Source organism: Corynebacterium efficiens YS-314, assembly GCF_000011305.1.
Classification (GTDB): domain Bacteria; phylum Actinomycetota; class Actinomycetes; order Mycobacteriales; family Mycobacteriaceae; genus Corynebacterium; species Corynebacterium efficiens.
Genome location: NC_004369.1, coordinates 77,264 through 103,478, shown reverse-complemented (window position 1 = coordinate 103,478; position 26,215 = coordinate 77,264). Strand labels below are relative to the sequence as shown.

Sequence of the window (26,215 nt, the reverse complement as noted above, 5' to 3'; positions counted from 1 at the left end):
CCCCGCCTATGGGTGGCGGGGGGCGTCGACAGGCAGCCGGTTAACGGAACGGCACCTCGCCCAAGGTGCGGCGCAGCTTGCGGGTGCGTAGACGTTCCGGGTCCATCGCCAGGTATTCCATCGCCCGCACCGCGCACATGACATGCGCCTCCTTGGAGTTGGAGTAGAACGCCTGCGCCTGGGCGGGCAGTTTCGGCACCGAGTGCAGTGGCAGATCCGAGACTGACAGCAGTGTTCCATAGGGGATCCGGTAGCGGTATCCGTTGGTGGCCAGGGTGGAGGATTCCATGTCGATGGCCACCGCCGTGGACCCGTTGAACCATTCCCACAGTTTGCGGGGGGTGTGCCACTCCCAGTTGCGGTCGTCGGTGGATAAGACGGTGCCGGTGCGCATGAGGTCATTGTCATCGCCGTAGATCTCATCCACGCTGGCCTCGAGAGCCTTCTGGATCTCGGGGATGGCGGGGATGGGGTTGCCGAGGGGGATGTGGCGGTCCAGGATGTGGTCCTCGCGCTGGTAGGCATTGCCCAGGATGAGGTCACCGATGCGCATGCGGGCATCAAGACCCGCGCAGTGCCCGATCATCACCCACGCCTCCGGGCGCAGCACCGCCAGGCAGTCGGTGATGGTCTTGGCGTTTGACGGGCCCACTCCGATGTTGATGATGGTCAGGCCGTCACCCTCGGCGGTGGTCAGGTCAAACCGCGGCATCTGGAACCGGCTGGCCAGATCCATCGCCGTGACCCCACCCAGACCATGGATCTCCTCCACCGCGTCCCGGGTGATCACCTCCCCATTCGGCAGGGTCAGCGCCGTGTACTTCGACCCCTCCCTACTCAGCTCCCCCAACCCGAAACTGACGAACTCGGTGGTGTGCATCGCATAGTTGGTGAACAGGATGTACTTCTGCACATGATCCACCCGGATGCCGGTGTAATGCTCGATGCGGGCGCAGGCGATATCGAAACGCTGCGGCCCGAAATGGAACAGCGGGTACTCCTCACCGTGGAAGGCATCCCACTCGCCATCGATGATCGCATCATGGACCTCATCGAGGGTGGGACGCGGGATGATCTCCGCAACATCACCAGCCCGACGCGCCTCCGTCGCCGACGGCGCATCCCGGATGTACTCCGGCGGAATCCGGATATCCGACGGCCCCACCTCGATCCGACACGGATAATTCCCCGTCAGGCGCTCCAACTGCTCCCGCAGATACCGCTCCATGATGTGCGGTTTGGACAACACCGCCGAGAAACGCCCCGCCTGATCCACATACCCGAACGGTTCCGTACGGTCGATCGGCTCCCACCGCAACACCTCCACCACCAGCTTCGGATACACCACATCCGCATAGGCTGCGTAGTCACCGTCCTCCAGCGTCCTCTTCGCCAGGTCTGTGGAGTTGGTGTAGATCTCCTTCAACCGGTCGATGGCCTCGTCAATGCTGCCCATAACCTCCATAGAGGAAACGGGTGTGGTTTCTGGGGTGTCAGGGAAAGTAGTCATGGGGTCCAGATTATCCGCGGGCGCGGGATCCTGCCCTCACCAACCGAACGCCCCGCGCTTCAGGTCCTCACGGAACAGGGCGAAATCCCCGGCCAGCCGGTCGAGGTAGTCCACGGCGAATTCCTCGGTGTCGGCACGGAACACCTCGCCGGAGGCAGCCCGGGTGATGCGTCGGGCGAGTGGTTCGGCCGCCCGCACACCGGAGCTTGTCGACGCCTCCCGTGCCTCCTGCCAGGCCCCGTCGGCACGCACATGCTGGATGCCCAGCACCCGCCCGCACACCTCGGCGTAGTCACGCAGGTCATCCTTGTCCATGACCCCGGTGCTGATGTTGACCTTCTGGGGCCCGCGTTCGCGCACCAGGAAGCTGATGCCCGCGATGTCGGTGAAGCCGTAGTAGGGGTCGCCGTTTTTCACGAAGGCGTTGAAGGCCATGGCGATGCGCTCAGCCGGGGAGTCCGGCACCCAGTCGCCCTCCGGGTCCGGGACCAGGCCCTCCAGGGAGGAGGCGCGGGACATCTTCATCTCGAGAATGAGGTGGTGGGGTTGGTCGTCGACAAGCTCCTCGACCAGAAACCAGAACCTGGTCAGGCCGCGGGAGGCCGTGCCCGATCCCTGGCGGATGGCCAGGTCGTGCGCGGTGAGGGTGCGGCCCTGGGAGTCGGCGTAGGCGGTGAGCGCGGGTTCCAGTGCGTCGAGGAATTCCGGGTGGCGGTGGGTGCGGTCGTCCTCGCGGAAGGTCATGGACTCGAAATCGATGCGCTTGGCCAGGAAGGCAACCCGGTCACGCTGGGCCTTGCGGAAGAACGGTCGGATCACCGGGGGTACGTCGGCGGCGGTGAAACGCTGTTCGGCGCGGGAGGGGTCCTCGAGGCATTCGCCTATGGAGGTGAAATACCCCTCGATGAAGGCGCGGATCACCTTGGCCACCTTCTTTTTCTTCGCGCCCGCCTGCTGCGCGGCCAGGCCGAATCCCACGGCGCCGCGTTCCACATCCCAGGTAAAGGGTGCCATCCAGGCCTCGTCAAGATCGTTGACGCTGAAGATCGGCTGGCCGTCGCCGCCGGGGAGGATGCCGAAGTTCTCCGGGTGCACATCGCCGACCACGGGCACCACGGGCAGGTGGAGGTCACTGCCCACCAGGTCGCGGTAGAACAGCAGGGCGGTGCCACGGAAGAAGAGGAAGGGGTCGGAGGCGAGGTCGTCGAGTTTGCTGCGCACCGCATCGGGGACGAGCTGCATGCGCTCCACGTGGTCCTCGATGATGGTGTTGCGGATGTGGCGTCGGCGGTCGCGTCCGTGGAGCAGGCCCGGTGGGATGGGGACGGCACCGTCGGCCAGGGCCTGCGCCAGCTCGGTGAACCCCTCGCGGTGTTGGACGTAGCGGGGGATGTCGGGGTGGTCGGGGGTCGGCAAACCGAACTTGGCCACGTGGGCGAGCAGGTTTTTGGTATCCATGGTTTGAGTCTATTCACTTTCCGGATTCCGGTGCGGGGACGGGGACTCTGTGAAAGGTTGGTTCTATGTCTGATCGTCGGGTCAACCGAGTTTTCCTGGGTGTGATCCTGCTGCTTCTCAGCGCGGGATGGGCTGCCAATCATTTCGCGTCCATGATCATGGTGTTGCGGGAGCAGCTGGGGATTTCGAGCATGCTGCTCAACAGTGCCTTCGGTATCTATGCCCTGGGCCTGCTGCCGGGTCTGCTGGGCGGGGGTGTGCTGGCTGACCGTTTCGGGGCGCGGCCGGTGGTGCTCACCGGCGCGGTGGGTGCGGCCGCGGGCAACCTGAGTCTGTTGTTCTCCCACGACGGTGCCGGTCTGCTGGTCGGGCGGTTCATCGTCGGCCTGGGCGTGGGGCTGGCGGTCAGTGCGGGCACCGCGTGGGCGGGGCGTCTGCGCGGGGCGAGTGGCGTGACCTCAGCCGGTATCGCCCTGACCAGTGGTTTTGCGCTTGGGCCGATCGCCTCCGGTCTGCTGGCCGTTGCGCTGCCCACCGACCTGGTGGTGGCTGTACCCTTCGCGGTGACCTGCCTGTTCTCCCTCGTCGCGGTGGTGCACGCGGCGCTCGTGGGCGATGTGCGCGCCCCCGTGCCGGCGCCCACCCCACGCTTGTCGACGAACCCCCCGGCCCCACACAGCACGTCGCGGGACACATCGCGCACCGATTCGCGCAGCATGTCCAAGGCTCTGGCGGTCTCCCTTCCGATGGCCATCTGGGTGTTCAGCACCGTCACCACCTCACTGGTGATCCTCACCGCGCGGACCTCCTCGAATTTCGACAACGGCGTGCTGCTGCCGGGCATGGCCTCGGTGTTGTCCTTCAGCGTGGGCCTGGGTGTGCAGGCCCTCGGGCGGCGGTTCGGTTGGGGCAGGGTCTCCGGCATCGTCGGTGCCCTGCTGGCCGCCACCGGTTTCGCCCTGGTCGCCTATGGAGGGGAGGGGGCCCCGGTGTGGGTCTTCGTACTGGCGGCCCCGATCCTCGGTGCGGCCTACGGATTGAGCCTGCGGGAGGGCCTGCTCGGCATCGAGGCGTACACCCCACCGGCCCGACGCGGCACGGCGATCGGCATCTACTACGTGTTCACCTACCTGGGTTTCGGCCTGCCCGTGCTGCTGGATGCACTCATGCCGGTGTGGGGTGCCGTGCTCCCGCTGCTGGTCATCTCCGCCCTGGCGGTGGGGTCGGCGGTGGTGCGCGCCCTGCAGATCAGGCGGGGTTATCTGCCGGCCCGGTGAACGGGTGGCTGCACACGGGGACGACTCCACGTAGAATATAGTGACCTACGCCACTTTGAAAGTGGCCGTCTGCCTGTCGTCCCGCCTATGGAGGCCACCGTGTCCGAATCAATGGTTGAATCCTTCGCCACCACCCTCTCCGGCCAGGAGGCCCACCCCTCACACGCGGTCGTGCGGGGCCGGGGCCCACACCACGTGATCATGCTCAACGGGTGGTTCGGTCGGGCCGGGAACTGGGGGCCGTTCGCCGACTGCCTGGACACCGACCGGTTCACCTGGCACTTCTTCGAATACCGCGGTTATGGCACCCGCCGGGAGGAGACCGGGGTGTTCAGTCTCGCGGAGATCGCCGGGGAGGTGGTGGATTATGTGCAGCGACTGGATGCGGCACAGGTGTCGGTGGTGGGGCACTCCATGGGGGCGGTGATCATGCAGCGGGTTATGCTCGATCTGCCCACCCCGCCGGTGGCACTGGTAGGTATCTCACCGGTGCCGGCCTCGGGAACCCCCCTCAATGAGCAACAGCGCGCCCTGTTTGAATCCGCGGCGACGAAGGTGGAGTCCCGTGGCCGGATCATCAACCTGACCACCGGCAACTGTCTTCCCGCCACGTGGGTGCACCACCTGGCGCAGGATTCCTGGCAGCACACCCGACCCCATGCAGTGGCCAACTATCTGTCCGTGTGGGCTGACTGCGATTTCGCCTCCGAGCTGGGTGTCCGTGACCTGCCGATCCTGCTGCTCACCGGTGACCGCGATCCCGTGGTGACCGTCGCGGCAATCGAATCCGCCTATGGAGGGACCTACCCGGGCATGCAGGTGGACACCATCGCGGACACCGGCCACTACGCCATGTTTGAACACCCCGTCGACCTGGCGGCCCGGGTCATGGGGTTCCTCGATGCCGCCGCAGGCGGCCCCGGGGTGCGCTAACCTGCGGTGAGCCCGCGGGGACCGGGTGGGGGACGGGGGTGTGGGGCGGGCGTCGATAAGCACCGGGTCAGGTCAACCGGAGCTGTCCATGAGCTTGGTCAACAACATCTTCAAAATGTCCTGCTCGGTGTGGGTGAGGCGATTGGACCAGTCCGTGAGCAGATCATTCTGCTCCACGAACACCTCACGGACCACCTCCTGCCCCTTCTCCGTCAGCGCCAACAGGTGCGTGCGTTTATCCACCTCCGACGGCACCTGCACCACATACCCACTCCTGACCAGCGTCTTCACCACCGCGGAGGCCGTCGCCCGACTCATCCCACCCAGCGCCGACACCCGGTGCTGCTCCCGGTCCCCCGCCATCCACAGGATGTAGAGCACCTTGAACGCATTCCAACTGAGCCTCCGCGGACGGTGCACCCTGCCCTCCGCCATCCGCATACCGATACCGGCCGTGCGGTTGAGCATGATCACCAGATCCGTCGGCCGCAGATCAGTGCCCTGGAACTCCTCGCTGAGCTCGGCCATGCTGTGTTCCCGGAAGGAGGGGAAATCCAGTTCCCCGTCGACGTCTCTCACCTCACGCCCCCTGCCCTGCCGTCTGTGTACATCTTGTGTGCTAACCAGGGTACTAGAGGCCCCGGGCGGGCACCTCTCCATAAGCGGATTGAACGGCGTGCGGAGGGCACGCCCGGGGTGTCCGCGTGTTCTCCTCGCCCTGCACCATCCGCTTATGGGGGATATTGTGATCGCATGTCAGAGCAAGATCCGGGCAGGGTGCGCCGTGCGGTGAAGCGGGGGTGGGCGAAGCTTCGCCGTAACCCGCAGGATGATTTCGCTGAGGAGATCACACGCGAGCTCTATGATCACGCCACCAATATCAGGCTGCCACTGACGGCGCGGTCGAAACCACGGGGGTTGTTCCAGGATGACTGGCGGGCGCGGCCGACGCAGGCACGGCCGTGGCCGGTGGTGCTCATCCACGGGTCAGGGGCCAACAAGGGGTCCTGGGAGGAGATGGGCCGGGAGCTGCGCCGGCAGGGGTGGGCGGTGTTCGCACCGGATTTCGGGACGCGGGCAACCGAGCCGATTGCGGAGTCGGCGGCGCAGATCGGGGCGTATATCGACGCGGTGCTGCTGGTCACCGGTGCCGCCCAGGTGGTGCTGGTGGGGCATTCGCAGGGTGGTGTGGTGACCCGGTACTGGATGCGGTCCTATGGCGGGTATATGAAGGTGCGGCACATGATCTCCCTGGCGGTGCCGAACCACGGGACGCTCATGGGTGGGATCCTGCATCCGCTGACCAAGATCCACCGTGGGGAGGGGCTGATGGAGCAGCTGATGACGAGCATGTTCGGGCCCACCGGGATGGAGCAGCTGCGGGATACGGAGATCATCAGGTTCCTGGCCTCGGGCGGGGATCTGGATCCGGGGGTGACGTACAGTTGTATCGCCACGCATTTCGACCCGTTCATCCAGCCGCCCGAGGTGGCGTTTCTGGAGGTCAACGGGGACGAGGACCCGAACCGGGTGCGTAACATCTGGGTGGAGGACACCTACCCGCGGGCGATGATCCGCCACCAGGACATGGTGCGTGATCCGCGGGTGATGGAGATTGTGTGCGCCGAGCTGGAGCGCGTGGCCCGCCTGGGGTGAGACGGTTAAATTGGAGGGCATGCCGTCCCAGCCTGTTCAGACTGCCCAGCAGACCAAACCGCTCAAGCTGCCCGACCTGCGTCGCGAGCTCACCGCCGCGCTCAAGGCGGTGTGGCGCAACCTGCCCACCGGCGATCAGGCCCCGCCCGCGACGGAACTGCCCGATGAGGTGGTCCAGGAGATCATCACCAACTACGCCGAGGACCCCCGCCGCAGCGCCACGCTTATCGACGACACCACCGCCTCACTCCCCCTCCTTGCCCGCGCGCGTCACCGTGGTCTGTTCGAGGACGACTGGCGGGCCCGCACCACACCCGAGCGCCCCTGGCCGGTGATCCTCATCCACGGCACCGGCACCACCAAGGGTGACTGGCAGGAACTGGGTGCGGACCTGCGCCGTGACGGGTGGGCGGTGTTCGCCCCCGACTTCGGTACCCGCGCCACCGGTCCGGTGCACCAGTCCGCGGAGCAGGTCGGGGCCTATATAGAAGCGGTGCTGGGTGCCACGGGGGCGGAGCAGGCGATCCTGGTCGGTCATTCCCAGGGTGGTGTGGTGGCACGCTACTGGATGCGGATCCTGGGCGGGTACCCGAAGGTGCGGCACCTGGTATCGCTGGCGTGCCCGCACCACGGCACCACGATGGGCGGGGTGGTCAGCCCCTTACTGAAAACCAACCGTGGTGAGGCGGTGGCCCAGTCGGTGGTGCAGTCCTGGTTCGGTGGTGCCGGCCTGGAGTTGATCACCGGGCATGAGACCATCGAGAAGATCAACGAGGGCGGGGATCTGGATCCGGGGGTGACGTATACGAATATCGCGACGCATTTCGACACCGTCATCCAACCCCCGGAGACCTGCTTCCTCACCGCCGAGGACCCCGGGGACGCCGAGCGCATCCGTAATCTCTGGGTGGAGAACCTGGACAGTGACGCCGTGGTCCTGCACCCCAACATGCCCTTCGACCACCGGGTCCGCGCGCTGGTGCGTGCCGATCTCGCCCGCCTGGTGGAGGAACTGTGACGGCTTAGAGGTCGAGCGCGTCGAGGATCTGATCGAAGGCCGGTCCCACCCGGGTCCGCCACAGGATGTCCACGCGGTGATCCGCCCGACCGGGCCCGCCGTTGATCACCGCCACGGGTTTGCCGGCGCGTTGCGCCTCGATGACAATCCGGTAGCCGCTCATCACCGCCAGCGACGACCCCGCCACCACCACCGCATCCGCCCCATCAAGCAATTGCGCCACACGCGTTTTCCTTATGGAGGGGACCGGTTCGCCGAAGTAGACCACATCCGGTTTCAGCAGCACCGACCCGCACCGCGCGCAGCCGGCCATGGTGAAGCGTTGCACGTGGTGGTCGTCGAGGGTGACATCGCCATCGGGGTTGACGGCGGACGGGTCGAGGGCGATGGAGTCGAAATAGCCGGGGTTGAGGTGGTCGAGGCGGGCATCGAGAAGCTCACGTGCCTCCCGGTGGCCGCACTGCAGGCACACGATCGTCGCCAGATCCCCGTGCAGCGCCACGAGATTCTCCGACCCGGCCCGCCTATGGAGGCCGTCGACGTTCTGCGTCACGATCCCGCTGAGCAGCCCGGCGCGCTCCAGTTCCACCAGGGCGTAGTGCGTGCGGTTGGGTTGCGCGTCGGCCATCACCCGCCACCCGACGAAGGACCGCGCCCAGTAGCGGTGCGAGGCCACCGGATCGAAACGGAACTCCTGGTACGTCATCGGGCGGCCCTGGTTGAGGCTGCCGCGGGGGCTGCGGTAGTCGGGGATACCGGAATCCGTCGACACGCCCGCGCCCGTCACCGCGAGCACGGAGCCGGCCTCCAGGAGCTTGACGACGCCCTCCAGCGCCGCCCCCTCCTCCATAGGCGCGGTGGTCTCCTCCACGACCCGGCTTATGGAGCGGAGTGCGGAGTGGTGGGCCTGCGTGGCCAGCGGATCGAACATGCCCCTCATGATATTCCGGAAATCGTGATCCGGAATTCTCTTCCGTACCACTTGTTTACTCCTTCATCACCTGTATCCTCTATGGACATGAGCTTCCTCACCACACGCACCCGCCGCCTCGCCGTTACCGTCGCCGCCGTCGGAGCCTTCTCCGTCGCCTCCCCCGCCATCGCCGCCGCCGACCCCATCGACGACGTCCTGAACGCCCTGCCCGCCGGCCAGATCACCTGCGCCCAGGCCGAACGCTACTGGACCAACGAAGCCGACTACCGCAACAAGGTCGCCCAGGCCAACACCCTCGCCATGTTCGACAGCCGCGGCCCGCAGATCCGCGCCGCCCTCGCGCGTGTCGACGAAGCCGCCAACCGCTGCGGCCTCAAGGGCGGTAGCAACACCGGCGGCAATGCTGGCGGCAATGCCGGTGGCAATGCCGGTGGCAATGCCGGTGGCAACAACGCGCCGGCACCGGCAGCCCCGGCAGCACCTGCCGCCCCCGGCCCCGCACAGTCAGCACCCGCACCAGCCCCAGCAGCCCAGAACATCTCCCTCGCCGCACCCGGCACCCCCTCCTTCACCATCGACATCCCCGGCTTCGGCTCACTGACCCTGCCGGACCTCTACCGCATCGTCGCCGAGTTCCTCGCGCAGTTCGGCATCCGCATCTAACCCCCCATAGGCGCAACGCAGGTGACTGATGTGACTACCGCGGGGCGATGATGATCCCCCGCTCCGCTGTCACAGATGGCATACTCTCCCCCATGCTGAAAAAATCCTCCCGCACGGTCATGGCGGTTGCTGTGGGCGTCGCAACGCTCCTTTTGGCGCCCGCCCGGGCCGACGCCGCGGTCGCCGGCATGCTCAACCAGCTGCCCTCCGGGGAGATCTCGTGCGCCACCGCATCGGCGTACTGGACCAACGACGCCGACTACCAGGCCCGGGTCGGCCAGGCGCAGGCGATCGCCGCCCTCGATCCGCGCGGCAATGAGATCCTCGCGGCGCTCGGGCGTGTCGACGCCGCCGCCGAACGCTGTGGCCTCAAAGGCACCGCGGGTACCGGCGGTGGGGTTCCCGACGCTCCTGCCGACGCTCCTGCCGGTGGGGGTGCCGCCCAGCCGGGTGGCGCCGCCGAGCAGCCAGGGGGCGGACAGGGTGGCGCGGCAGGTGGCGCAGGCAACGGTGCCGGGCAGCCCGCCGGCGGTGGTGTCAGCCCGGGCAACCCGGGTGGAGCCGCTGGTACGGCAGGTGATGGTGCTGGTGCGGTGACCCCGCCGTCGGCAGGTTCCGGGGGAACCCCCGACGCACCGGTCACCGACGCCGAGGCCGTCCTCGGACCGATACGTGGCAACCCCGGCACCCCGATGAAAACCATCGAGATCCTCGGTCAGGGGCAGGTCGAGGTCGCCGACGCGGATGCGATGATGTCGAACTTCCTGCGGCAGTTCACCATCGTCCTGTGATTCTGGTCAGCGTCTGTCCATAAGCGAGGAATCCACCTGGCCGTGACGGGAGCACTGCGCATCCCAGCCGTCGGGACGGACCTGCACCTTCATTCTGCGGCCACACAGCTGGCAGAACCGCGGGGCCTCCAGCCCGGCGCGTGCCGACGGTGACAACACCTGTTCCTCCCCGATCGGCAGACCGGTATTCGGGTGGAAGACCGGGGTCTCACCGGTGAGGATCGCGGCGAGCAGGGCATCGGGATCGGTGTGTTTGTTGGGGTGCTTGTGGAGACCGGGCATCAGATGACCTTGTTGAGAACCTTGAGCGGCAGCTGCAGACGGTCCATCATCTCCAGGTCGTCCTCCATGGGGCGGCCCAGGGTGGTCAGGTAATTGCCCACGATGATGGCGTTGATACCACCGAGCAGTCCCTGCTCCGAGCCCTCCGCCCCCAGGGTGAGTTCACGCCCACCCGCGAAACGGATCATGGTGTGGGGCATGGCGAGCCGGAATGCACCGATGGCGCGCAGGGCGTCCTCGCTCTCCATAAGCGGGCGGTCCGCGAACGGGGTGCCTGGGCGGGGGTCGAGGAAGTTGATCGGCACCTCGGTGGGGTTGAGTTCGGCGAGCTGGACGGCGAACTCGGCGCGCTGCTCGAGGGTCTCCCCCATGCCGAGGATGCCTCCCGAGCAGACCTCCATGCCGGCCTCGGCAACCAGGCGCAGCGTCTCACGACGCTCCTCCCAGGTGTGGGTGGTGACCACCTGGGGGAAGAAGGACCGTGCGGTCTCCAGGTTGTGGTTGTACCGGTGGACGCCGGCCCGGGCCAGGCGGGTGACCTGCTCCGGGGTCAGCGATCCCACCGATGCGGCGACCTCGATATCCACCTCGCGCTGGATGGCTGCGACCGCCTCCTCCAACTGGTTCATGAGCTTGTCATCAGGACCCTTGACCGCCGCGACGATGCAGAATTCCGTCGCACCCGATTTCGCGGTCTGTTTCGCAGCCTCCACCAGCTGCTCGATGTCCAGCCACACCGACCGCACCGGGGATTCGAACAGGCCCGACTGGGAGCAGAAATGACAATCCTCCGGGCATCCACCGGTTTTGAGGGAGATGATCCCCTCGACCTCGATCTCCTCGCCGCACCATTTCAGCCGCACCTGGTGGGCGAGCTCCATAAGCGCGGGGATGTCCTCATCGGGGAGATTGAGGATCTCGATGAGCTGTGACTGATCCAGTCCGATGCCGTCCCCGAGGACCTGGTGGCGGGCGGTGTCAAGAATTGATGTTGTGTTGGGCATGGTGAATTACCCTAACCACTAATTGAACAGTGTTCAATCGCTTATGGAGAAAACACCCCGGCCACCCGAAAACCACAGGTGACCGGGGTACCCCATACCCCCACGGGGTTACTTCTTCTTATCCTTCTTACGCTTCTTCACCGGACCGAACACCAGCGCACCGGCAATCGCGGCGAGGAAGACATCCTTCGACAACGCTATTCCATCCTCAGACGGACGGATACCATCCTCCTGCGTCATAGCAGGGTTACGGAAATAGATCGAGAGCAGACCAGCGGAGAAGGTCCCCAGCGCCAGACCCGCGAGACGGTTCGGCACCATCGGGCTCACCAGCGCCGCACCGATCCCCAGCTCGGAGTAGGCCACCACCTTGCCGAAAGTCTCCGGATCCAGCTTGTCCAACGCCGGAACACCCGTAGCCGCGAAACCCTGCATACCCGCAGCCGCCTCAGTCGGCAGACCCAGCTTCCCATAACCCGACTGCAGCAGATACGCCCCGGAAACGCCCCGCAGAATAGCACTAGAAATGCTCATATTTCCCTCCATAACAAAGTTGTTGACTGGACACCTACCCTACCTAAAACCATAGTTAGACTGCGTCGACCCCCTCCCCGGTTCCCGCCCCTCCACTGCGGCCCCCACACCCCTGTGGATGGCCGGAGTTATCCACAGGTTCACGACGCCCGCGTTTCCCTCCCCACCGACCGCCTGCTTCCATAAGCGCCATGTCCTCCATAGAAGAACTGACGGCCACCATCACCCGCTCCATAAGCGAACTGGCCGTGCTCCTCACGGAAACCGCCATCCGCCCCGGCTCCGGCGAGCCCCTCACTCAGCAACATCTCGACGCCGCCATCACGCTCGAGAAGGCCGTCAACCGCAAATCGCTTTTCGACGCCGCTCTCGCCCACCTCGTGCACCTCAGCCGCGCGGGCGACCTGGTCGGCACCACCAGACCCACCACCTTCCTCGCCCAGCACCTCGACATCTCCACCGCCGAAGCCCTCAACCGCCTGCGCCGCGGCACCCGTGAATTCGGCGAACTCGACGACGGTAGTGACCCAGCAGCCGACACCCAGCGCGCCTATGGACGCCAGTATCTCTTCGACAACTCCATAAGCGCCGACAAACAGACCCTCATCGAACGGGAACTGAAAAAGCTCCATAAGCAGGATTCGCTTATGGAGATGAGGGGGCGGGCGGTGAGGGAGGCGTCGACACGCTCCGTTGAGGACCTGCGCACCTGGCTGCGCGCCGAGGTCGCCGCGCACAACGGTTCCGCGCTGGACAGGGATCCGCACGGGGCGGCGCGGAAGCGACATCTGGTGATCGGCAGGCCCGATGTCGACGGCGGCTGCTTCATCCGTGGTTACCTCCCCGCCGCGACCTCCGCGCTGCTCGAGGCCGCCCTCGCACCCGCCCGCAATGCCGGTTACGCCAGTCCCGTCGAACCCGAGGACGACAGCCGCGGCCTGCAACAACGGCGTGTCGACGCGTTCCACCAGATCCTCATGCGCCACGGTGAGGTGCAGACGGAACGCAACGGTGGTGTCGGCACGCTCGCGATCAGCATGTCCATAAAGGACATCGAGGACATGACCCCCGCCAGCCGCTTCCCCACCAACACCCACTGCGAACTCACGCCTATGGACATCCTCACCCTCGGCGCCGCGAAATACGACTTCCTCATCATCCACGACCCCGACAGCGGCCGCCCACTCCACCTCGGCCGCACCCAACGCACCGCCTCCATAGAACAACGCATCGCGCTTATGGCAGCCGAGGGTGTCTGCGTGCACCACCGGTGCGACCAATCCGCCGTCAACTGCGACATCCACCACGTCACCCCCTGGGCCCGCGGCGGACGCACCGACGTGGAGAACATGCACCAGTACTGCCGCACCCACCACGCACCCAACAACGACTCCCCCATAGACAGCCCCAAACGCGGTCGCTCCGAACTCGACCCCGACACCGGCCGCTACGGCTACCGCCCCCCGAAGAACTTCTACAACCCGGACCCGGTGATCGAACTCAACGAAACCGCCGCCCAGAACCGCTCCGCAGGTGCCAAAATCAGACGCCAGTGATCCCCGGTGCCCGGATGCACCTTCCCCTATGGTGGGTTCCACCCAGCCTCCATAAGGGAAGGATTCACCATGCGCATCTTCGTCGGCTTCGGCGATTACCCCCACACCGTCGCCGCACTCCGCGACGCCGGTGCCACCATCGTTTCCTCCATAAGCGAGGCGGAGGGATTTGTGTTCACCCAGACACCGGGTACCGTTTTTCCGAAACTCCCACCCGGGATCCGGTGGGTGCAGCTGCCGAGCGCAGGCATCAACGCCTACTTCACCGCCGGTCACATCACCCCGGACCGCCGCTGATCGAACGCCTCCGGTGTCTATGGACGGCAGGTCGCCGAGGCCGCCATCGCGCTGCTGCTGGCCCTCCTCCATAGGCATCCCACGATGGTGCGCGCCGACAGCTGGTCACCCCGTCCGCGTGTCGACGCCACCACCCGCTGGCTCGACGGCACGACGGTCGCCATCATCGGCGGTGGCGGCATCGCCCGCGAACTAGCGACGATGCTGCGTCCCTTCGGTGCGACCTCGCTGGCCGTGACGCGCACCGGGGCGCCCCACTGAGCTTTTCGACGCCCCTCTCTCCATAAGCGAATTACACACTGCTCTGCGCACAGCTGACCACGTCGTGATCGCCGTCCCCCTCACCGCGGATACCCACCACCTCTTTAGCGATCCTGAGTTCCAGGCGATGAACAACAGGGCGTGTCTGATCAATGTGGCCCGTGGTGAGGTCGTCGATACCGATGCCCTCGTCCGCGCCCTGGATGCATCCTCCATAGGCGGTGCGGGCCTGGATGTCACCGATCCTGAACCACTTCCTGACGGTCATCCCCTATGGGGCAGGGAGAATGTCCTCATCACCCCGCATACCGCCAACACCCTGGCATCTATGGACGAGCTGTTGGCACCGGTGATCGCGGAAAATTACCGGCGCTTCATCAATGGTGAACGCATGCTCACCGAGGTGGATGTGGAGAAGGGCTACTGAAACTGGAATGCGGTGGCCGCCGCGATCGCCCCGACCGCGTTGAGTGCCCAGTGCAGCGATACCGGTGCCAGGACGGAATCGGGGCGGTGTCGCAGCCAGATGAAACCCGCCCCGGCCACGGAGGTCGCCGCCACCGCCAGTGCCACACCCATCCATCTGCCGAACGACCCGGTTCCCAGCAGCGCGGACAGACCAGCGTTACCTGCCGTCAGATTCAGGGACGTGGCCACATGCCAGAGACCGAACAGCACGGAACCGCCGATGAAGGCTGTTTTCACCCCGAATCGTTCCAGGCTGCCGTGCAACACACCCCGGAAGAGGAGCTCCTCCGGCAGAACTGTTGTGAGCGGAATGATGATCACGGCGGCAAACAGGGCGGTCCGCATGGATGTATAGGCATCGTTGAGGAAGAATTCCCTGGCGAACGGTAAGGCAACCCCAGCGGCTACCACCGCAATCACCAGTGCGGCAGCTGTACCCCCATAGGCCAGACCTCTGCCTATGGAGGACCGGCGAACACCCAGATCACCCCAGGTCAGTCCCATGCCAGGTGCCAGTGCCACCAGGGCAACCGCACCTGCCGGTATGACCACCCAGGGATTCAGATTACTGAAATGGGCCGCCACATTGACACCCATAAGCATGGTGACGACCACAACGGTGTCGCGGACTTTCCGCCTATGGAGGTGCATGGGGGAAGTCTACAACGAGGGGGTGTCCAGAACCTGGGTGACGAGTTCGGCGATCTTGGACCGCTCGGAGCGTTGCAGGGTGATGTGGGCGAAGAGTCCGTGGCCCTTGAGGGCTTCAATGACGGAGACGATGCCGTCGTAACGCCCGACGCGCAGGTTGTCGCGCTGCGCGACGTCGTGGGTGAGCACGACACGGGAGTTCTGGCCGATGCGGGACAGCATGGTCAGCAGGACGTTGCGCTCCAGGGACTGGGCTTCGTCGACGATGACGAAGGCGTCGTGAAGCGAACGGCCGCGGATGTGGGTCAGCGGGAGGACCTCGAGGAGGCCGCGGGAGAGGGCCTCGTCGACGATGTTCTGACTGACCATCGAGCCGAGCGTGTCGAACACCGCCTGCGCCCACGGCCCCATCTTCTCATCCTGATCACCGGGCAGGTAACCCAGCTCCTGGCCACCGACCGCGTACATGGGGCGGAACACCACGATTTTTCTATGGAGGCGACGTTCCATAACAGCCTCGAGGCCGGCGCACAGGGCGAGCGCACTCTTTCCGGTGCCGGCCGCGCCGCCTATGGAGACGATGCCGACGGAATCATCCAACAACAGGTCAATGGCGATACGCTGTTCCGCGCTGCGGCCGGAGACCCCGAAGATCTGTTGGTCGCCGGGCACCAGTTCGATGGTTTTGTCGAAGGTCATCCGCCCCAGCGCCGATCCCCCCATAGGCGCCTTGAGGGTGAAACCGTGGTTGACGGGCAGGTGCTCCAGTTCGCCTATGGAGAGTTCGTGGGTGTCGTACAGTTCCTGCATCTGCTCGTCGGTGATGTGCGCGGTGGTCATGCCGGTGTACCCGCGGTCGCGCGCGAGGGCGGCGCGGTACTCCTGGGCGGGCACCCCGCTTGCCGACGCCTTGATCCGCATCGGCAGGTCCTTCGACACGAGGATCACCTTCTGCCCCTCCAGCTGCAGATTCTTCGCAACGGCGAGGATGCGGGTGTCATTCCCGGCAATCCGGAAACCGGCGGGCAGAGTCTCGATGCTCTGGTGGTTGAGCTCCACATGGATATGACCACCCTCCTCACCTATGGGCAGGGGTTGGGAGAGGTCACCATGGATCTCGCGGAGCTCGTCAAGCATCCGCAGCGCCTGACGGGCGAAGAACCCCAGTTCCGGGTGCTGACGTTTGGCCTCCAGCTCGGTGATCACCACGATCGGCAGCACCACATTGTGCTCCGCGAACCTGGTCAGTGACAGCGGGTCGGACAGCAGCACCGAGGTGTCCAGCACATACGTGATCGTCTCCATAGAGGAATCAATCCCGGTTTCCGGTGCCGCCTGGATCGGAGGAAAGACCTGTCTGTCACCCCCTTCCGTTTCCCTGTCGTGTCCTCCGCTTATGGGCGGGAACTGCGCGTTTCCAAGGAAATCAGGATGGGTAGTGGTCACAAAGTCCTCCTTCAGTGGCTTATGGGCCACGGTAGTTCCATAAGCGGAGGGGGGCCGCGGGGTCAGGGAACTTTCATCGGGTGGTCATCGCGAGTTCATCATCCGAGGGTGGCGAATGCACAAGGGTTGTGGTGGGGATGAATGGATTTCGTGTCGGGGGTCACTGGGGCGGGTTATGCTGAGGGTGTTCTCAGGGCGGGGTGTAATTCCCCACCGGCGGTGAGAGTGTCCTCCAGATGGGGAGGCTCAAGCCCGCGAGCGCCACCGTATTCCGCTTATGGAGGGTGGGTCAGCAGATCCGGTGTGATTCCGGAGCCGACGGTCATAGTCCGGATGGAAGAGAACCGTGGTGTCGGCGACTCCGTGTGCCTTATGGGCGCGGTTGTTGGCGTACCCGGATTGAAGGCCCCGAGGATTACATGTTTTCTGTCCTGTGGAGGGGTCTGATCATGAATCCTGTAACTGAGCTTCTCGACGCCACCCTGTGGATCGGCGGTGTCCCGATCCTGTGGCGTGAGATCGTCGGTAATCTTTTTGGCCTTGCGTGTGCGTGGGGTGGCATGAAGCGTCTGGTGTGGGCGTGGCCGGTGGGCATCGTGGGGAATGCGCTGTTGTTCACCGTGTTTATGGGTGGGTTGTTCAATACGCCCCAGAACCTGGATCTCTATGGGCAGGCAGGGCGGCAGGTGATGTTCATCCTTGTCAGTTGTTATGGGTGGTACCGGTGGTCGGTGGGGCGTCGACATGGTGGGCACGGCAGCGTCGACGCCGGTGAGGCTGTGGTGCCGCGGTGGGCGTCGAATCGTGAGCGGGCGGGCCTGGCGGCCGCGGCTGTGGTGGGCACGGTGGTGTGCGCGTGGATCTTCCAGTCCCTGGGGTCGTGGGGGCCGTGGGCGGATGCGTGGATCTTCGTGGGGTCGGTGTTGGCCACCTATGGGATGGCGCGGGGGTGGACGGAGTTCTGGTTGATCTGGATCGGTGTGGATATTGTCGGTGTGCCGTTGTTGTTGGTGGCGGGGTATTACCCGTCGGCGTTCCTGTATCTCGTCTATGGGGTGTTTGTGTCATGGGGGTTTGTGGTGTGGCTGCGGGTGCAGAAGCAGGCGAGGAAGCAGGAGCAGCCAGGGGAACCAGCCCTGGTCGGATAGCCCCTGCCTAAAAACCCACTCAGCTCCATAGGCGAATTTCGCTTATGGAGGGTTATTTCAATTCGCCGGTCCAGTTGGCGTAGGTGATGGGCAGGGCGCGGACGGTTTGGTCGGTGAGGACGGTGAAGAGTCGTACGGCGAGGATGGCGGAGGCGACGGTGAGGAAGATGGGGAGGTAGCCCTGGGGTTCCATGTCGGTGAATTCGACGGCGGCGATGAGGCCGAAGAGGGGTGCTGCCATGGCGGTGGAGAGGAAGGCGGCGGCGCCGAGGAGGGCGGCGGCGGGGATGGGGAGGTTGAGGAGGGGGTGGAGGAGGGTGCCGACGAGGGCTCCGGTGATGGTGCCGAGGGCGAAGGAGGGCATGAGGTTTCCGCCGATGGTGCCGACGCGGAAGGCGATGAGGAAGAGGAGGACGCGGAGGGCGAGGAGGCCCAGGAGGCTCAACAGGGTGGGGGTGAGGAGGTCGTCGTTAAGCAGGTGGTCGGAGATGGACCGCGGGTTGGCGAGGGCGGTGGGGTGGGCGTAGACGATGGCGGCGATGAGGAGGAAGCCGAGGGGCATTTGCCAGAGGATGGCGGGTCCGCGGGGGGCGCGGGCGGCGGCGTGGGTGGCGGCGCGGCTGAAGAAGTGGCCGCCGAGGCCGGCGATGGCACCGACGATGACGGCGAGGAGCAGCATGCGGGGGTCTTCGTTGAGGGGGACGGTGGTGAAGACGGCCGGGATGGGGACGAAGAGGCCGGTGGTGGCGACGGCGGCGGTGGTGGTGACCACGGAGATGACGACGGTGCGGGTGGAGGTTTCAACCAGCAGGACTTCGAGGGCGAACAGCACGCCGGCCAGCGGGAGGTGGAAGCTGGCGCCGAGGGCTGCGCCGGCGGCGGAGGCGACGAGGATGCGGGTGGCGTCGAGGTCGAGGCGCAGCCAGTGGGAGAAGCGTTCGCCGACGAGGCTGCCGGCCAGTCGTGGGGCGTTCTCGGCACCGACGGGTGCACCGGCCGCGACGGTGATGACCTGCAGGAAAGCCGATGCGGCGGTTTCGGGCAGGGGCATTTTCTCCCCGCGCAGGGCACCGACCACGGACACGGGTGTGCGCCCCCAGCGGTGCACGATGAACCACGCCCACGACATGACGAATCCGAGCACCACGAGCGTCACGGCGAGGCGCGCCGGGGTGACATCGGCGGTCGGGTTGGCGTTGTTGAGGTGGTCGGCTCCATAGACGAGCCGCTCGACCCCGATGGCCGCCCAGTTCAGCGCGGCGACGAACAGGCCGGTGAGCACGCCGATGATGGTGGCGACCACCGCGAGCCGGTTGAGCGGGATCCGGGTCATGGGCAGACGGTGGGGCATGGGGTTCCTCTCTTATGGAAGCTGCACCCAGCTTATCGACGCCCGACCCCCTCCCCCCGTCCCCCACCTCCGCGCCGGGGGTCGCCGGGGGTTGCCGGGCACCACCGGGAGTGATCCCTCCTGACCAACCCCCCTAGGTGTAACCCGAGACACGGTCGGGGTGGAAAATCGTTACCCTGTTGGGAAGCTATAGAGACAACACGTGCGCCTATGGGGCGCGGGAGGACTGGCAGAGGCAATGAGCACTGAGAATTTTGTGAGTAATCAGATCTTCATCAACGGCTGGGTGGATGGGACCTCGGAGCGGTCGACCACCACGCTGAATCCGTTCAATGGTGAGGAGGTCGCCACGATCCGGAATGCCTCGCAGGAGGATGTGGATAAGGCGTACGCCACTGCTGCGGAGGTGCAGAAGGAGTGGGCGGCGGTGCCGCCGGTGAAGAAGGCGCGCATCCTCAACAAGGCCGCCCAGGTCATCGAGGACAACCGCGATGCCATCGTGGAGCTGATCCGCCGCGAGTCGGGGTCCACCGCCCTGAAGGCGAATATCGAGGCCGGTCTGGCGATGGCCTCGCTGCGGGAGGCGGCGACCTTCCCGGCGCGTATCACCGGTCAGATCCTGCCGTCGAACACCCCGGGCAAGTCCAACTATGTCTTCCGTGAGCCGCTCGGTGTGGTGGGTGTGATCAGCCCGTGGAACTTCCCGTTCGCGCTGTCTATGCGTTCGGTGGCCCCAGCCCTGGCCTGCGGTAACGGTGTGGTGCTCAAGCCGGCATCCGACACCCCGATCGTCGGCGGCACCCTGCTGGCCCACATCTTCGAGGCGGCGGGCCTGCCGACGGGTCTGTTCAACGTGGTGGTGGGTGCCGGTTCGGAGATCGGTGACTACTTCGTCGAGCACCGCATCCCGCGTCTGATCTCCTTCACCGGTTCCACCCCGGTGGGCAAGCAGGTCGGTGCGACCGCCACGGGTGGCAAGTACATCAAGAAGGTCGCCCTCGAGCTCGGTGGCAACGCGCCGATGGTGGTGCTGTCCGATGCGGATATCAACAAGGCCGTTGCCGCTGCGTCCATGGGCAGTTTCCTGCACCAGGGTCAGATCTGCATGGCGGTCAACCGCATCATCGTCGAGGCGCCGGTCTATGACCAGTTCCTCGAGGGCTTCGCCGCGCGCGTCAGCAAGGTCGCTTATGGAGACCAGTTGGACGACGCGACGATGGTCGGCCCGATCGTCAACGATTCCCAGGTGGAGTCCGTGTCCGGCAAGATCGATCTGGCGCGTGAGCAGGGTGCGCGTGCGGTGGTGTCCGGTCCGATCGAGGGTCGGGTCATCGCACCGCATGTGTTCGCGGATGTCACCCCGGATATGGAGCTGTTCCGCGAGGAGATCTTCGGACCGGTCGTGGGTGTGGTCAAGGCGGACAACGAGGAGCACGCCCTGGAGCTGGCCAATGACACCGAGTTCGGTCTGTCGTCGGCGGTGTTCACCGAGGATCTGCAGCGTGGCATCAACTTCGCCCGTCGCGTGGAGGCCGGTATGACCCACATCAATGACATCACCGTCAACGATGAGGCCCATGTCATGTTCGGTGGTGAGAAGAACTCCGGCCTGGGTCGTTTCAACGGCGAGTGGGCCATCGACGAGTTCACCACCGACCACTGGGTGAGTGTGACCACCGGTACCGACGCGTACCCGATCTAACACCTCCCCTTCCATAGGCGATACTGGTGGGGTGGGTGTCGTGTGGAGTGAGGGTGAAATGCAGAAGAAGACTGATGTGAACGGGTCGTCGCGGCGTAGGGATATCCTCCGCCGTCGATACGCACCGGTGACCACCGCGCCGGACGCCCCGAGCGCGCCGCTGAACCGGTGGGTAACCGACGGGGTGGCCGACGAGCCCCCCATCGGCGCGACCGTGGCCGATGGTCTGGCGTTCGCCGATGCCGCCTCCAACCGCATGGTGATGTCGATCTACCCCGCCCCCGACCGCGCCCAGATCCGGGAGTTGGCGCAGGCGTGGGAGCTGCACCCGGTGATCGTGGAGGATCTCATCCTGGGTCAGCAGCGCCCCAAACTGGACCGTTATGGGGACGTGGTGTTCATGGCGGTGCGGTCGGCCCGCTACCTCGATGAGGCGGAGGAGGTCGAGTTCGCGGAGTTCCACATCGTGATGCGCCCCAACGCCATCGTGATTCTGTGCCAGGACAAGCAGTGGATCGACGGTTCCCCCGCCCTCGGTGTCGACGAATCCGGGGACCGCCGTTTCGACCGGCGGGTCGCCACCCTGCTTGCCGACGGCGACCTGCTCAAACTCGGTCCCCGCGCGGTGGCGTACCGGATGATCGACCTCATCGTCGACGGGTACGCCCCGGTGCTGCGCGGCATCGCCATCGACCAGGAGCAGATCGAACGGCAGGTGTTCAGCGGTGATGTCGCCGTCGCGCAGCGTATCTACCGCCTGAGCCAGGAGATCATCGACATGCAGCACACCACCTCCTCGGTGGGTGAGGTGGTGCAGCGCCTGCAGAATGATTTCATCCGGCACGGTGTGCCGGAGGAGCTGCGCGCCTACCTGGAGGATGTGGCCGACCACCTCACCCGCGACAACAGCCGGGTGGCGGAGTACCGCGAGTCGCTGTCCCAGATCCTCAGTGTCAATGCCACGCTCGTCGCCGAGCGCCAGAACGAGGACATGAAGAAGATCTCCGGCTGGGCCGCGATCCTGTTCGCCCCGACCCTCATCGGTTCCATATACGGCATGAACTTCGACGTCATGCCGGAGCTGCACTGGGCGTTCGGGTACCCGGTGGCACTGTTGGCCATGGTGGCGCTGGCGGTGTTCCTCTACTGGGTGTTCAAGCGCAGCAAGTGGATATAAAACTGCTTTACGACGCCCCGGCCCCCGCCTATGGAAGCGGCGGGTGCCGGGGCGTGCGGTTTATTTCCGCTTATGGAAGGCTCAGCTCCCGGGTGGGTGCTGAGGGCGCCGTTGTGGCAGCGACTGCGGTGTCGGTGAGGGTGGGTCGCAGCAGGAGCATCGCGATGGCGATGACCAGCAGGACGGAGGCCTCGTGGACGAGCATGCCGATCGACATGGTCACGCCACCGAACAGGACACCGGCCAGGAGGATCGCGACGGTGGCCAGGGCGATACCGATGTTGACGCGCATGGTGTTGACGGTGCGCTTGGCCAGTCCCAGGGCGTAGGGCAGGCGGGGCAGGCGGTCGGCCATGAGGGCGATGTCGGCGGTTTCGATGGCAGCCGGGGAACCGGCGGCTCCCATGGCGACACCGATGTCGGCCTGGGCCAGGGCGGGGGTGTCGTTGACGCCGTCGCCGACCATGGCCACGGTGTGTCCCTGCGCCTGCAGTTCCTTGACGATGACCAGCTTGTCCTCCGGCATGAGTTCGGCGCGGACCTCGTCGACACCCAGTTCGGCGGCGACGTTCTCGGCGACCAGGCGGGCATCACCGGTGGCCATGATGACCTTCACGCCCTTGTCGTGCAGGGCCTGGATGGCGGCCGGTGCATCGGCGCGGATGGTGTCCGCGACAGCGACGATGCCGGCGGCGCGGCCGTCGACACCGACATACATGGCGGTCCGGCCCAGGTTGTTCAGTTCCAGGATGCGGGTGGCGTCCGGGGTGTGGTCCAGCAGCTCGGCGGACCCGACGGTGACGGTGTGGCCGTCGACAAGCGCCCGGATACCACGGCCGGTGACGGGTTCAGCCTTCTCCACCATCTCGACCTCCAGGCCACGGTTCTCCGCACCGCGGATGATCGCCTCGGCCAGCGGGTGCTCAGAGGCGGTCTCGGCGCGGGCCGCCAGCAGCAGGATCTCGTTCTCGGTGTAGGCCGGGTCGAGCACCTCGACGTCGGTCAGCTCGGGGCGACCATTGGTCAGCGTGCCGGTCTTGTCCACGACCACGGCATCCACACGGGCGGCGTTCTCCAGGTACTCGCCACCCTTGATGAGCACACCATCCTTGGCGGCGCGACCGATACCAGCGACGATCGACACCGGGATGGAGATGACCAGCGCACCGGGGCACGCGATGACCAGCAGCGTCAGGGCAAGTTCCGTGTTGCGGGTGATCAGGCCGACAGCCAGGGCCGCCACCATCACACCGGGGGTATACCACTTGGAGAACTTCTCCAGGAAGGTCTGGGTTTTCGCCTTGTCATCCTGCGCGTCCTCGACGCGGTGGATGATCTTGGCCAGGGTGGAATCCGCACCGATGCCGATGGCCTCCACGCGCAGCAGTCCGGCGCGCAGCCAGGTTCCGGCGAAGACCTCAGATCCCTCGGCCTTCTCCGCGGGCACGGACTCACCGGTAATGGTGGCCTCGTCCACGCCACCGTGACCGGAGATCACGCGACCGTCGACGGGAATCTGTTCACCGTTTTTCACCAGGACGGTATCACCCGGGATCAGCTCCCACAGCTCCACCACCTCAGTCGTGCCGTCCTCATTGAGCCTGGTGGCGGTCTCCGGTGCGGAATCCACCAGATCGGACAGTGCCTTGCGGGTACGGTTCATCGTGGCCCGCTCCAGCGCCTTACCGAGGGCGAAGAGGAAGGTCACGGCCGCCGACTCCCAGTAGTTGTTGATGAACAGCGCACCAACCGCCGCGACGACCACCAACAGGTCAATGGAGACCATCCGGATCCGCAGCGCCTGCACCGCACTGACGGCGATGGGCCATCCCGCGATCGCGGCCGCCGCGATCATGAGCCAGTCCCAGCCCGTGATCCACGACAGGACAATCAGTAATCCCGAGACTGCAACAACGCCCCAGGTCTTCCAGGTTTTCATTGTTTCTTTCCTTTCTTCTCAACTTCTCATGTGGTGTTATTTCTCAATCTATGGCGCTTATGGAGGGAGTTCCTTGACCTGCGTCAATGACCTCCACATCCATTCCCTCCATAAGCGAAAGAGAACCCGCCGGCACCGTGGGGTGCGGGCGGGCTGTGATGTGGTGGGCGGTTAGATGGCTGAGGGTTTCGCCGTGTAGCCGACATCGGCAACCGCCTTGACCAGATCGCGGACGGTGGCCTTCCGGGGGTCGTGGCTGACCAGGATGCGGCCGGAGGAGAATTTCACCTCGGCGGATTCAACGCCGTCAAGGGAGTTGAGTTTGTTCTCGATCTTGGCCACACAGCTCGGGCAGGTGAACTCGTCGGAGCGGAGGGTGGTGTTCTTCAGGGCGGTGGGGGCGGTCATGATAACCAGGTCCTTTCTTTTCGGTTTCTTCCTGTTTCTTACAACCCTCACGTTATGGAGGTTGGGCTGGGAGTTCCTTGACGTGGATCAAGGATCGGCGAACCCGTTGTTCCCATCCGCTTATGGAGGGTGGGCGGGTTAAGATCGTGGGCGGGTTGAAAGGAGTGGGAATGTCGGATCACGCACAGCGCACGGATGAGGACATCGCCAGGCTCGAGCAGATTCTGCGGGAGGACAGTGAAGTAGCCCCGGGTGGTGCCCGGAAGATCTCGGAGTTGTTGGGCTCCATCGGGTTGAAGGATCTCATCCACGTGTTGGAGAGGATGCCGTCGGTACGCGCGGCCCTGATCCTGCGCCTGTTGCCGCGTCGGCGCTCCATCGAGGCCTTCGAGGCGCTGGATGCCGCGCATCAGGCGGATCTGGTGGATGCGCTTGGCGACGATTCCCTCGTCTCCTTCTTCGACGCCCTCGACCCCGACGACCGTGTGTCCCTGCTCGATGAGCTGCCGGCGGAGATCGCGGAACGTCTCATGCGCAGCCTGGAGGAGTCCCAGCATGATCTGACCAGTGTGATCCTGGGGTATCCCAAGGGCTCCATAGGCCGACACATGTCGCCGGAGGTGCCGATGGTCCGGGTGGATTCCACGGCCGCGCAGGCGTTGGAGGCTCTGAAGGAACAAAACGACCGCGTGGAGTCGATCTACACCGTTCCCGTGGTCACCGCGGACCGCAAGCTGGTCGGGGTGACGAGTCTGCGGCGGTTGTTGATGGCGGGGGGTGAGGAGGGCGTCGATACGCTTATGGACACGCCTGTCTACGCGCACACCGGTGACCCGGATGAGGAGACCGCCCGCTGGTTCAGGTCGTTGGATCTGCTGGCGCTGCCGGTGGTGGATGATTCCACGCGCTTGGTGGGCATGGTCTCTATTTATGATGCGATGGACATTCTGGAGAGCGCGGACAATGAGGACACCGCCCGCTCGGGTGGTTCGGAACCGCTGCAGCAGCCGTATCTGACCACCCCGGTGTGGCGGCTGGTGCGCTCGCGCATCGTGTGGCTGGGGGTGCTGGCGGTGTCCGCGCTGCTCACGGTGAGTGTGCTCGATGCCTTCGAGGATGCCCTCGCTGCGGCGGTGGTGCTCAGTCTGTTCATCCCGCTGATCACCGGCACCGGTGGCAACACCGGCAACCAGGCCGCGACCACCGTCACCCGTTCCCTGGCGTTGGGCGATGTGCGTAAACGTGATGCCCTGGCGGTGACGTGGCGGGAGACGCGGGTGGGCCTGATCCTGGGCACGCTGCTGGGTGCGCTGTTCGGGGTGTTGCTCGGCATCTTCTATGGGGCCTCCATAGGTATCGTGCTGGGTCTGACGCTGTTTGTGGTGTGCACGCTGGCGGCGACGGTGGGTGGGATCATGCCGATCATCGCGAAGACGATCGGTGCGGATCCGGCGGTGTTCTCCAACCCGTTCATCACCACCTTCGTGGATGCCGCCGGTCTGGTGATCTATTTCCTCATCGCCAAGTCCGTGCTGGGGATCTAGGCCGCACCGCCGGGCTGGTCGCTCTGCTGGTCACCGGGCTTGTCGCCCTGCTTGTCGACGCCTCCCCGCCCCGGCCCATTTTCATCCCGTTAATGTAAATGCGGATTTATGTACCATGGGTCACACTGTGCGCCAGGTGACACCCGCCATGGTGGGCACCTGTGCGTATGAGGAGAGTTCAGCAGAAACACACCAACGAAGCTAACG

General features: G+C 65.4%; 26 protein-coding genes and 1 riboswitch. Of the genes, 14 read left to right on the top strand and 12 right to left on the bottom strand.

Going from position 1 to position 26,215, the window contains the following annotated elements; genetic code table 11:
* Positions 1 to 40 precede the first annotated feature (40 nt).
* The gene (gene amn / locus CE_RS00745) at positions 41 to 1,465 is read right to left on the bottom strand and encodes an AMP nucleosidase (RefSeq protein WP_006768593.1); all 1,425 of its coding nucleotides are present in this window, start codon (positions 1,463 to 1,465) and stop codon (positions 41 to 43) included.
* An 81-nt stretch (positions 1,466 to 1,546) separates the two neighbouring features.
* Complete coding sequence (locus CE_RS00740; protein WP_006768594.1) at positions 1,547 to 2,968, bottom strand: DUF2252 domain-containing protein; 1,422 nt, start codon at positions 2,966 to 2,968, stop codon at positions 1,547 to 1,549.
* A gap of 65 nt (positions 2,969 to 3,033) precedes the next feature.
* Here CE_RS00740 and CE_RS00735 point away from each other — a divergent pair, with 65 nt between their 5' ends.
* Positions 3,034 to 4,245 (top strand): MFS transporter, encoded by a 1,212-nt coding sequence (locus CE_RS00735; protein WP_006768595.1) that lies wholly within the window; start codon positions 3,034 to 3,036, stop codon positions 4,243 to 4,245.
* A 99-nt stretch (positions 4,246 to 4,344) separates the two neighbouring features.
* Positions 4,345 to 5,178, top strand: coding sequence for an alpha/beta fold hydrolase (locus CE_RS00730; RefSeq protein ID WP_231295069.1), 834 nt, complete (start codon positions 4,345 to 4,347; stop codon positions 5,176 to 5,178).
* A gap of 72 nt (positions 5,179 to 5,250) precedes the next feature.
* Here CE_RS00730 and CE_RS00725 read toward each other — a convergent pair whose 3' ends face one another.
* Positions 5,251 to 5,757 (bottom strand): MarR family winged helix-turn-helix transcriptional regulator, encoded by a 507-nt coding sequence (locus tag CE_RS00725; RefSeq protein ID WP_231295071.1) that lies wholly within the window; start codon positions 5,755 to 5,757, stop codon positions 5,251 to 5,253.
* Positions 5,758 to 5,931: 174 nt separating this feature from the next.
* On the opposite strand from CE_RS00725, the gene CE_RS00720 reads away from it, so the two are divergent.
* Together CE_RS00720 and CE_RS00715 are read left to right on the top strand one after the other, a co-directional pair.
* Complete coding sequence (locus CE_RS00720; RefSeq protein ID WP_006768598.1) at positions 5,932 to 6,834, top strand: esterase/lipase family protein; 903 nt, start codon at positions 5,932 to 5,934, stop codon at positions 6,832 to 6,834.
* A 19-nt stretch (positions 6,835 to 6,853) separates the two neighbouring features.
* Complete coding sequence (locus CE_RS00715; protein ID WP_006768599.1) at positions 6,854 to 7,852, top strand: esterase/lipase family protein; 999 nt, start codon at positions 6,854 to 6,856, stop codon at positions 7,850 to 7,852.
* Positions 7,853 to 7,856: 4 nt separating this feature from the next.
* On the opposite strand, the gene CE_RS00710 is transcribed toward CE_RS00715, so the two are convergent.
* A complete protein-coding gene (locus CE_RS00710; protein ID WP_006768600.1) occupies positions 7,857 to 8,792 on the bottom strand; it encodes an SIR2 family NAD-dependent protein deacylase in 936 nt (311 codons plus the stop codon).
* A gap of 78 nt (positions 8,793 to 8,870) precedes the next feature.
* On the opposite strand from CE_RS00710, the gene CE_RS00705 reads away from it, so the two are divergent.
* Both CE_RS00705 and CE_RS00700 read left to right on the top strand, forming a co-directional pair.
* On the top strand, positions 8,871 to 9,449 hold the full coding sequence (locus CE_RS00705; protein WP_035109187.1) for a hypothetical protein: 579 nt from the start codon (positions 8,871 to 8,873) through the stop codon (positions 9,447 to 9,449).
* A 92-nt stretch (positions 9,450 to 9,541) separates the two neighbouring features.
* A complete protein-coding gene (locus tag CE_RS00700; protein ID WP_041628392.1) occupies positions 9,542 to 10,240 on the top strand; it encodes a hypothetical protein in 699 nt (232 codons plus the stop codon).
* 6 nt (positions 10,241 to 10,246) lie between these two features.
* Here the strand turns inward: CE_RS00700 and CE_RS00695 are convergent, their stop codons facing one another.
* The 3 genes from CE_RS00695 to CE_RS00685 form a co-directional block, all read right to left on the bottom strand.
* The gene (locus CE_RS00695; RefSeq protein WP_006768604.1) at positions 10,247 to 10,522 is read right to left on the bottom strand and encodes a hypothetical protein; all 276 of its coding nucleotides are present in this window, start codon (positions 10,520 to 10,522) and stop codon (positions 10,247 to 10,249) included.
* Complete coding sequence (gene bioB / locus CE_RS00690; RefSeq protein ID WP_006768605.1) at positions 10,522 to 11,526, bottom strand: biotin synthase BioB; 1,005 nt, start codon at positions 11,524 to 11,526, stop codon at positions 10,522 to 10,524. The genes CE_RS00695 and bioB overlap by 1 nt, the downstream gene beginning before the upstream one ends.
* 108 nt (positions 11,527 to 11,634) lie before the next feature.
* Positions 11,635 to 12,060, bottom strand: coding sequence for a hypothetical protein (locus CE_RS00685; RefSeq protein ID WP_035109124.1), 426 nt, complete (start codon positions 12,058 to 12,060; stop codon positions 11,635 to 11,637).
* A 191-nt stretch (positions 12,061 to 12,251) separates the two neighbouring features.
* On the opposite strand from CE_RS00685, the gene CE_RS00680 reads away from it, so the two are divergent.
* The 4 genes from CE_RS00680 to CE_RS15715 all read left to right on the top strand — a co-directional run bounded on the left by CE_RS00680 (position 12,252) and on the right by CE_RS15715 (position 14,601).
* Complete coding sequence (locus CE_RS00680; RefSeq protein ID WP_006768607.1) at positions 12,252 to 13,616, top strand: HNH endonuclease signature motif containing protein; 1,365 nt, start codon at positions 12,252 to 12,254, stop codon at positions 13,614 to 13,616.
* Between the two features lie 69 nt (positions 13,617 to 13,685).
* Positions 13,686 to 13,913 carry a hypothetical protein gene (locus CE_RS15555; RefSeq protein ID WP_006768608.1) on the top strand — a complete coding sequence of 76 codons (228 nt, stop codon included), beginning with the start codon at positions 13,686 to 13,688 and terminating at the stop codon, positions 13,911 to 13,913.
* Positions 13,914 to 13,997: 84 nt separating this feature from the next.
* Positions 13,998 to 14,174, top strand: a complete 177-nt coding sequence (locus tag CE_RS15720; protein ID WP_006768609.1) for an NAD(P)-dependent oxidoreductase — start codon at positions 13,998 to 14,000, stop codon at positions 14,172 to 14,174.
* Between the two features lie 64 nt (positions 14,175 to 14,238).
* On the top strand, positions 14,239 to 14,601 hold the full coding sequence (locus tag CE_RS15715) for an NAD(P)-dependent oxidoreductase (protein ID WP_011074805.1): 363 nt from the start codon (positions 14,239 to 14,241) through the stop codon (positions 14,599 to 14,601).
* On the opposite strand, the gene CE_RS00660 is transcribed toward CE_RS15715, so the two are convergent.
* Both CE_RS00660 and CE_RS00655 read right to left on the bottom strand, forming a co-directional pair.
* Entirely contained in the window at positions 14,595 to 15,293 is a 699-nt protein-coding gene (locus tag CE_RS00660) for a CPBP family intramembrane glutamic endopeptidase (protein WP_006768611.1), read from the bottom strand. The genes CE_RS15715 and CE_RS00660 overlap by 7 nt on opposite strands.
* 9 nt (positions 15,294 to 15,302) lie before the next feature.
* Complete coding sequence (locus CE_RS00655; protein ID WP_407921233.1) at positions 15,303 to 16,739, bottom strand: PhoH family protein; 1,437 nt, start codon at positions 16,737 to 16,739, stop codon at positions 15,303 to 15,305.
* 182 nt (positions 16,740 to 16,921) lie between these two features.
* Positions 16,922 to 17,088: riboswitch (FMN riboswitch) on the top strand.
* A gap of 100 nt (positions 17,089 to 17,188) precedes the next feature.
* On the opposite strand from CE_RS00655, the gene pnuC reads away from it, so the two are divergent.
* Positions 17,189 to 17,887 carry a nicotinamide riboside transporter PnuC gene (pnuC, locus tag CE_RS00650; RefSeq protein WP_035109192.1) on the top strand — a complete coding sequence of 233 codons (699 nt, stop codon included), beginning with the start codon at positions 17,189 to 17,191 and terminating at the stop codon, positions 17,885 to 17,887.
* Positions 17,888 to 17,939: 52 nt separating this feature from the next.
* Here pnuC and CE_RS00645 read toward each other — a convergent pair whose 3' ends face one another.
* On the bottom strand, positions 17,940 to 19,238 hold the full coding sequence (locus tag CE_RS00645) for a chloride channel protein (RefSeq protein WP_011074803.1): 1,299 nt from the start codon (positions 19,236 to 19,238) through the stop codon (positions 17,940 to 17,942).
* Between the two features lie 238 nt (positions 19,239 to 19,476).
* On the opposite strand from CE_RS00645, the gene CE_RS00640 reads away from it, so the two are divergent.
* Positions 19,477 to 20,940, top strand: coding sequence for an aldehyde dehydrogenase family protein (locus tag CE_RS00640; protein ID WP_006768616.1), 1,464 nt, complete (start codon positions 19,477 to 19,479; stop codon positions 20,938 to 20,940).
* 58 nt (positions 20,941 to 20,998) lie between these two features.
* Complete coding sequence (locus tag CE_RS00635; protein WP_006768617.1) at positions 20,999 to 22,117, top strand: magnesium and cobalt transport protein CorA; 1,119 nt, start codon at positions 20,999 to 21,001, stop codon at positions 22,115 to 22,117.
* A 70-nt stretch (positions 22,118 to 22,187) separates the two neighbouring features.
* On the opposite strand, the gene CE_RS00630 is transcribed toward CE_RS00635, so the two are convergent.
* Together CE_RS00630 and CE_RS00625 are read right to left on the bottom strand one after the other, a co-directional pair.
* Complete coding sequence (locus tag CE_RS00630) at positions 22,188 to 24,056, bottom strand: heavy metal translocating P-type ATPase (RefSeq protein WP_006768618.1); 1,869 nt, start codon at positions 24,054 to 24,056, stop codon at positions 22,188 to 22,190.
* Positions 24,057 to 24,227: 171 nt separating this feature from the next.
* A complete protein-coding gene (locus CE_RS00625; RefSeq protein WP_006768619.1) occupies positions 24,228 to 24,464 on the bottom strand; it encodes a heavy-metal-associated domain-containing protein in 237 nt (78 codons plus the stop codon).
* A 170-nt stretch (positions 24,465 to 24,634) separates the two neighbouring features.
* On the opposite strand from CE_RS00625, the gene mgtE reads away from it, so the two are divergent.
* On the top strand, positions 24,635 to 26,008 hold the full coding sequence (gene mgtE / locus CE_RS00620) for a magnesium transporter (protein ID WP_049783599.1): 1,374 nt from the start codon (positions 24,635 to 24,637) through the stop codon (positions 26,006 to 26,008).
* Positions 26,009 to 26,215 lie beyond the last annotated feature (207 nt).

Excerpts from the sequence above, each read along its gene's own strand:
- amn (WP_006768593.1), bottom strand. The coding sequence starts at position 1,465 with ATGGAGGTTATGGGCAGCATTGACGAGGCCATCGACCGGTTGAAGGAG.
- CE_RS00740 (WP_006768594.1), bottom strand. The coding sequence starts at position 2,968 with ATGGATACCAAAAACCTGCTCGCCCACGTGGCCAAGTTCGGTTTGCCG.
- CE_RS00735 (WP_006768595.1), top strand. The coding sequence starts at position 3,034 with ATGTCTGATCGTCGGGTCAACCGAGTTTTCCTGGGTGTGATCCTGCTG.
- CE_RS00720 (WP_006768598.1), top strand. The coding sequence starts at position 5,932 with ATGTCAGAGCAAGATCCGGGCAGGGTGCGCCGTGCGGTGAAGCGGGGG.
- CE_RS00715 (WP_006768599.1), top strand. The coding sequence starts at position 6,854 with ATGCCGTCCCAGCCTGTTCAGACTGCCCAGCAGACCAAACCGCTCAAG.
- CE_RS00710 (WP_006768600.1), bottom strand. The coding sequence starts at position 8,792 with ATGAGGGGCATGTTCGATCCGCTGGCCACGCAGGCCCACCACTCCGCA.
- CE_RS00705 (WP_035109187.1), top strand. The coding sequence starts at position 8,871 with ATGAGCTTCCTCACCACACGCACCCGCCGCCTCGCCGTTACCGTCGCC.
- CE_RS00700 (WP_041628392.1), top strand. The coding sequence starts at position 9,542 with ATGCTGAAAAAATCCTCCCGCACGGTCATGGCGGTTGCTGTGGGCGTC.
- CE_RS00695 (WP_006768604.1), bottom strand. The coding sequence starts at position 10,522 with ATGCCCGGTCTCCACAAGCACCCCAACAAACACACCGATCCCGATGCC.
- bioB (WP_006768605.1), bottom strand. The coding sequence starts at position 11,526 with ATGCCCAACACAACATCAATTCTTGACACCGCCCGCCACCAGGTCCTC.
- CE_RS00685 (WP_035109124.1), bottom strand. The coding sequence starts at position 12,060 with ATGAGCATTTCTAGTGCTATTCTGCGGGGCGTTTCCGGGGCGTATCTG.
- CE_RS00680 (WP_006768607.1), top strand. The coding sequence starts at position 12,252 with ATGTCCTCCATAGAAGAACTGACGGCCACCATCACCCGCTCCATAAGC.
- CE_RS15555 (WP_006768608.1), top strand. The coding sequence starts at position 13,686 with ATGCGCATCTTCGTCGGCTTCGGCGATTACCCCCACACCGTCGCCGCA.
- CE_RS15720 (WP_006768609.1), top strand. The coding sequence starts at position 13,998 with ATGGTGCGCGCCGACAGCTGGTCACCCCGTCCGCGTGTCGACGCCACC.
- CE_RS00660 (WP_006768611.1), bottom strand. The coding sequence starts at position 15,293 with ATGCACCTCCATAGGCGGAAAGTCCGCGACACCGTTGTGGTCGTCACC.
- pnuC (WP_035109192.1), top strand. The coding sequence starts at position 17,189 with ATGAATCCTGTAACTGAGCTTCTCGACGCCACCCTGTGGATCGGCGGT.
- CE_RS00645 (WP_011074803.1), bottom strand. The coding sequence starts at position 19,238 with ATGCCCCACCGTCTGCCCATGACCCGGATCCCGCTCAACCGGCTCGCG.
- CE_RS00640 (WP_006768616.1), top strand. The coding sequence starts at position 19,477 with ATGAGCACTGAGAATTTTGTGAGTAATCAGATCTTCATCAACGGCTGG.
- CE_RS00635 (WP_006768617.1), top strand. The coding sequence starts at position 20,999 with ATGCAGAAGAAGACTGATGTGAACGGGTCGTCGCGGCGTAGGGATATC.
- CE_RS00630 (WP_006768618.1), bottom strand. The coding sequence starts at position 24,056 with ATGAAAACCTGGAAGACCTGGGGCGTTGTTGCAGTCTCGGGATTACTG.
- CE_RS00625 (WP_006768619.1), bottom strand. The coding sequence starts at position 24,464 with ATGACCGCCCCCACCGCCCTGAAGAACACCACCCTCCGCTCCGACGAG.
- mgtE (WP_049783599.1), top strand. The coding sequence starts at position 24,635 with ATGTCGGATCACGCACAGCGCACGGATGAGGACATCGCCAGGCTCGAG.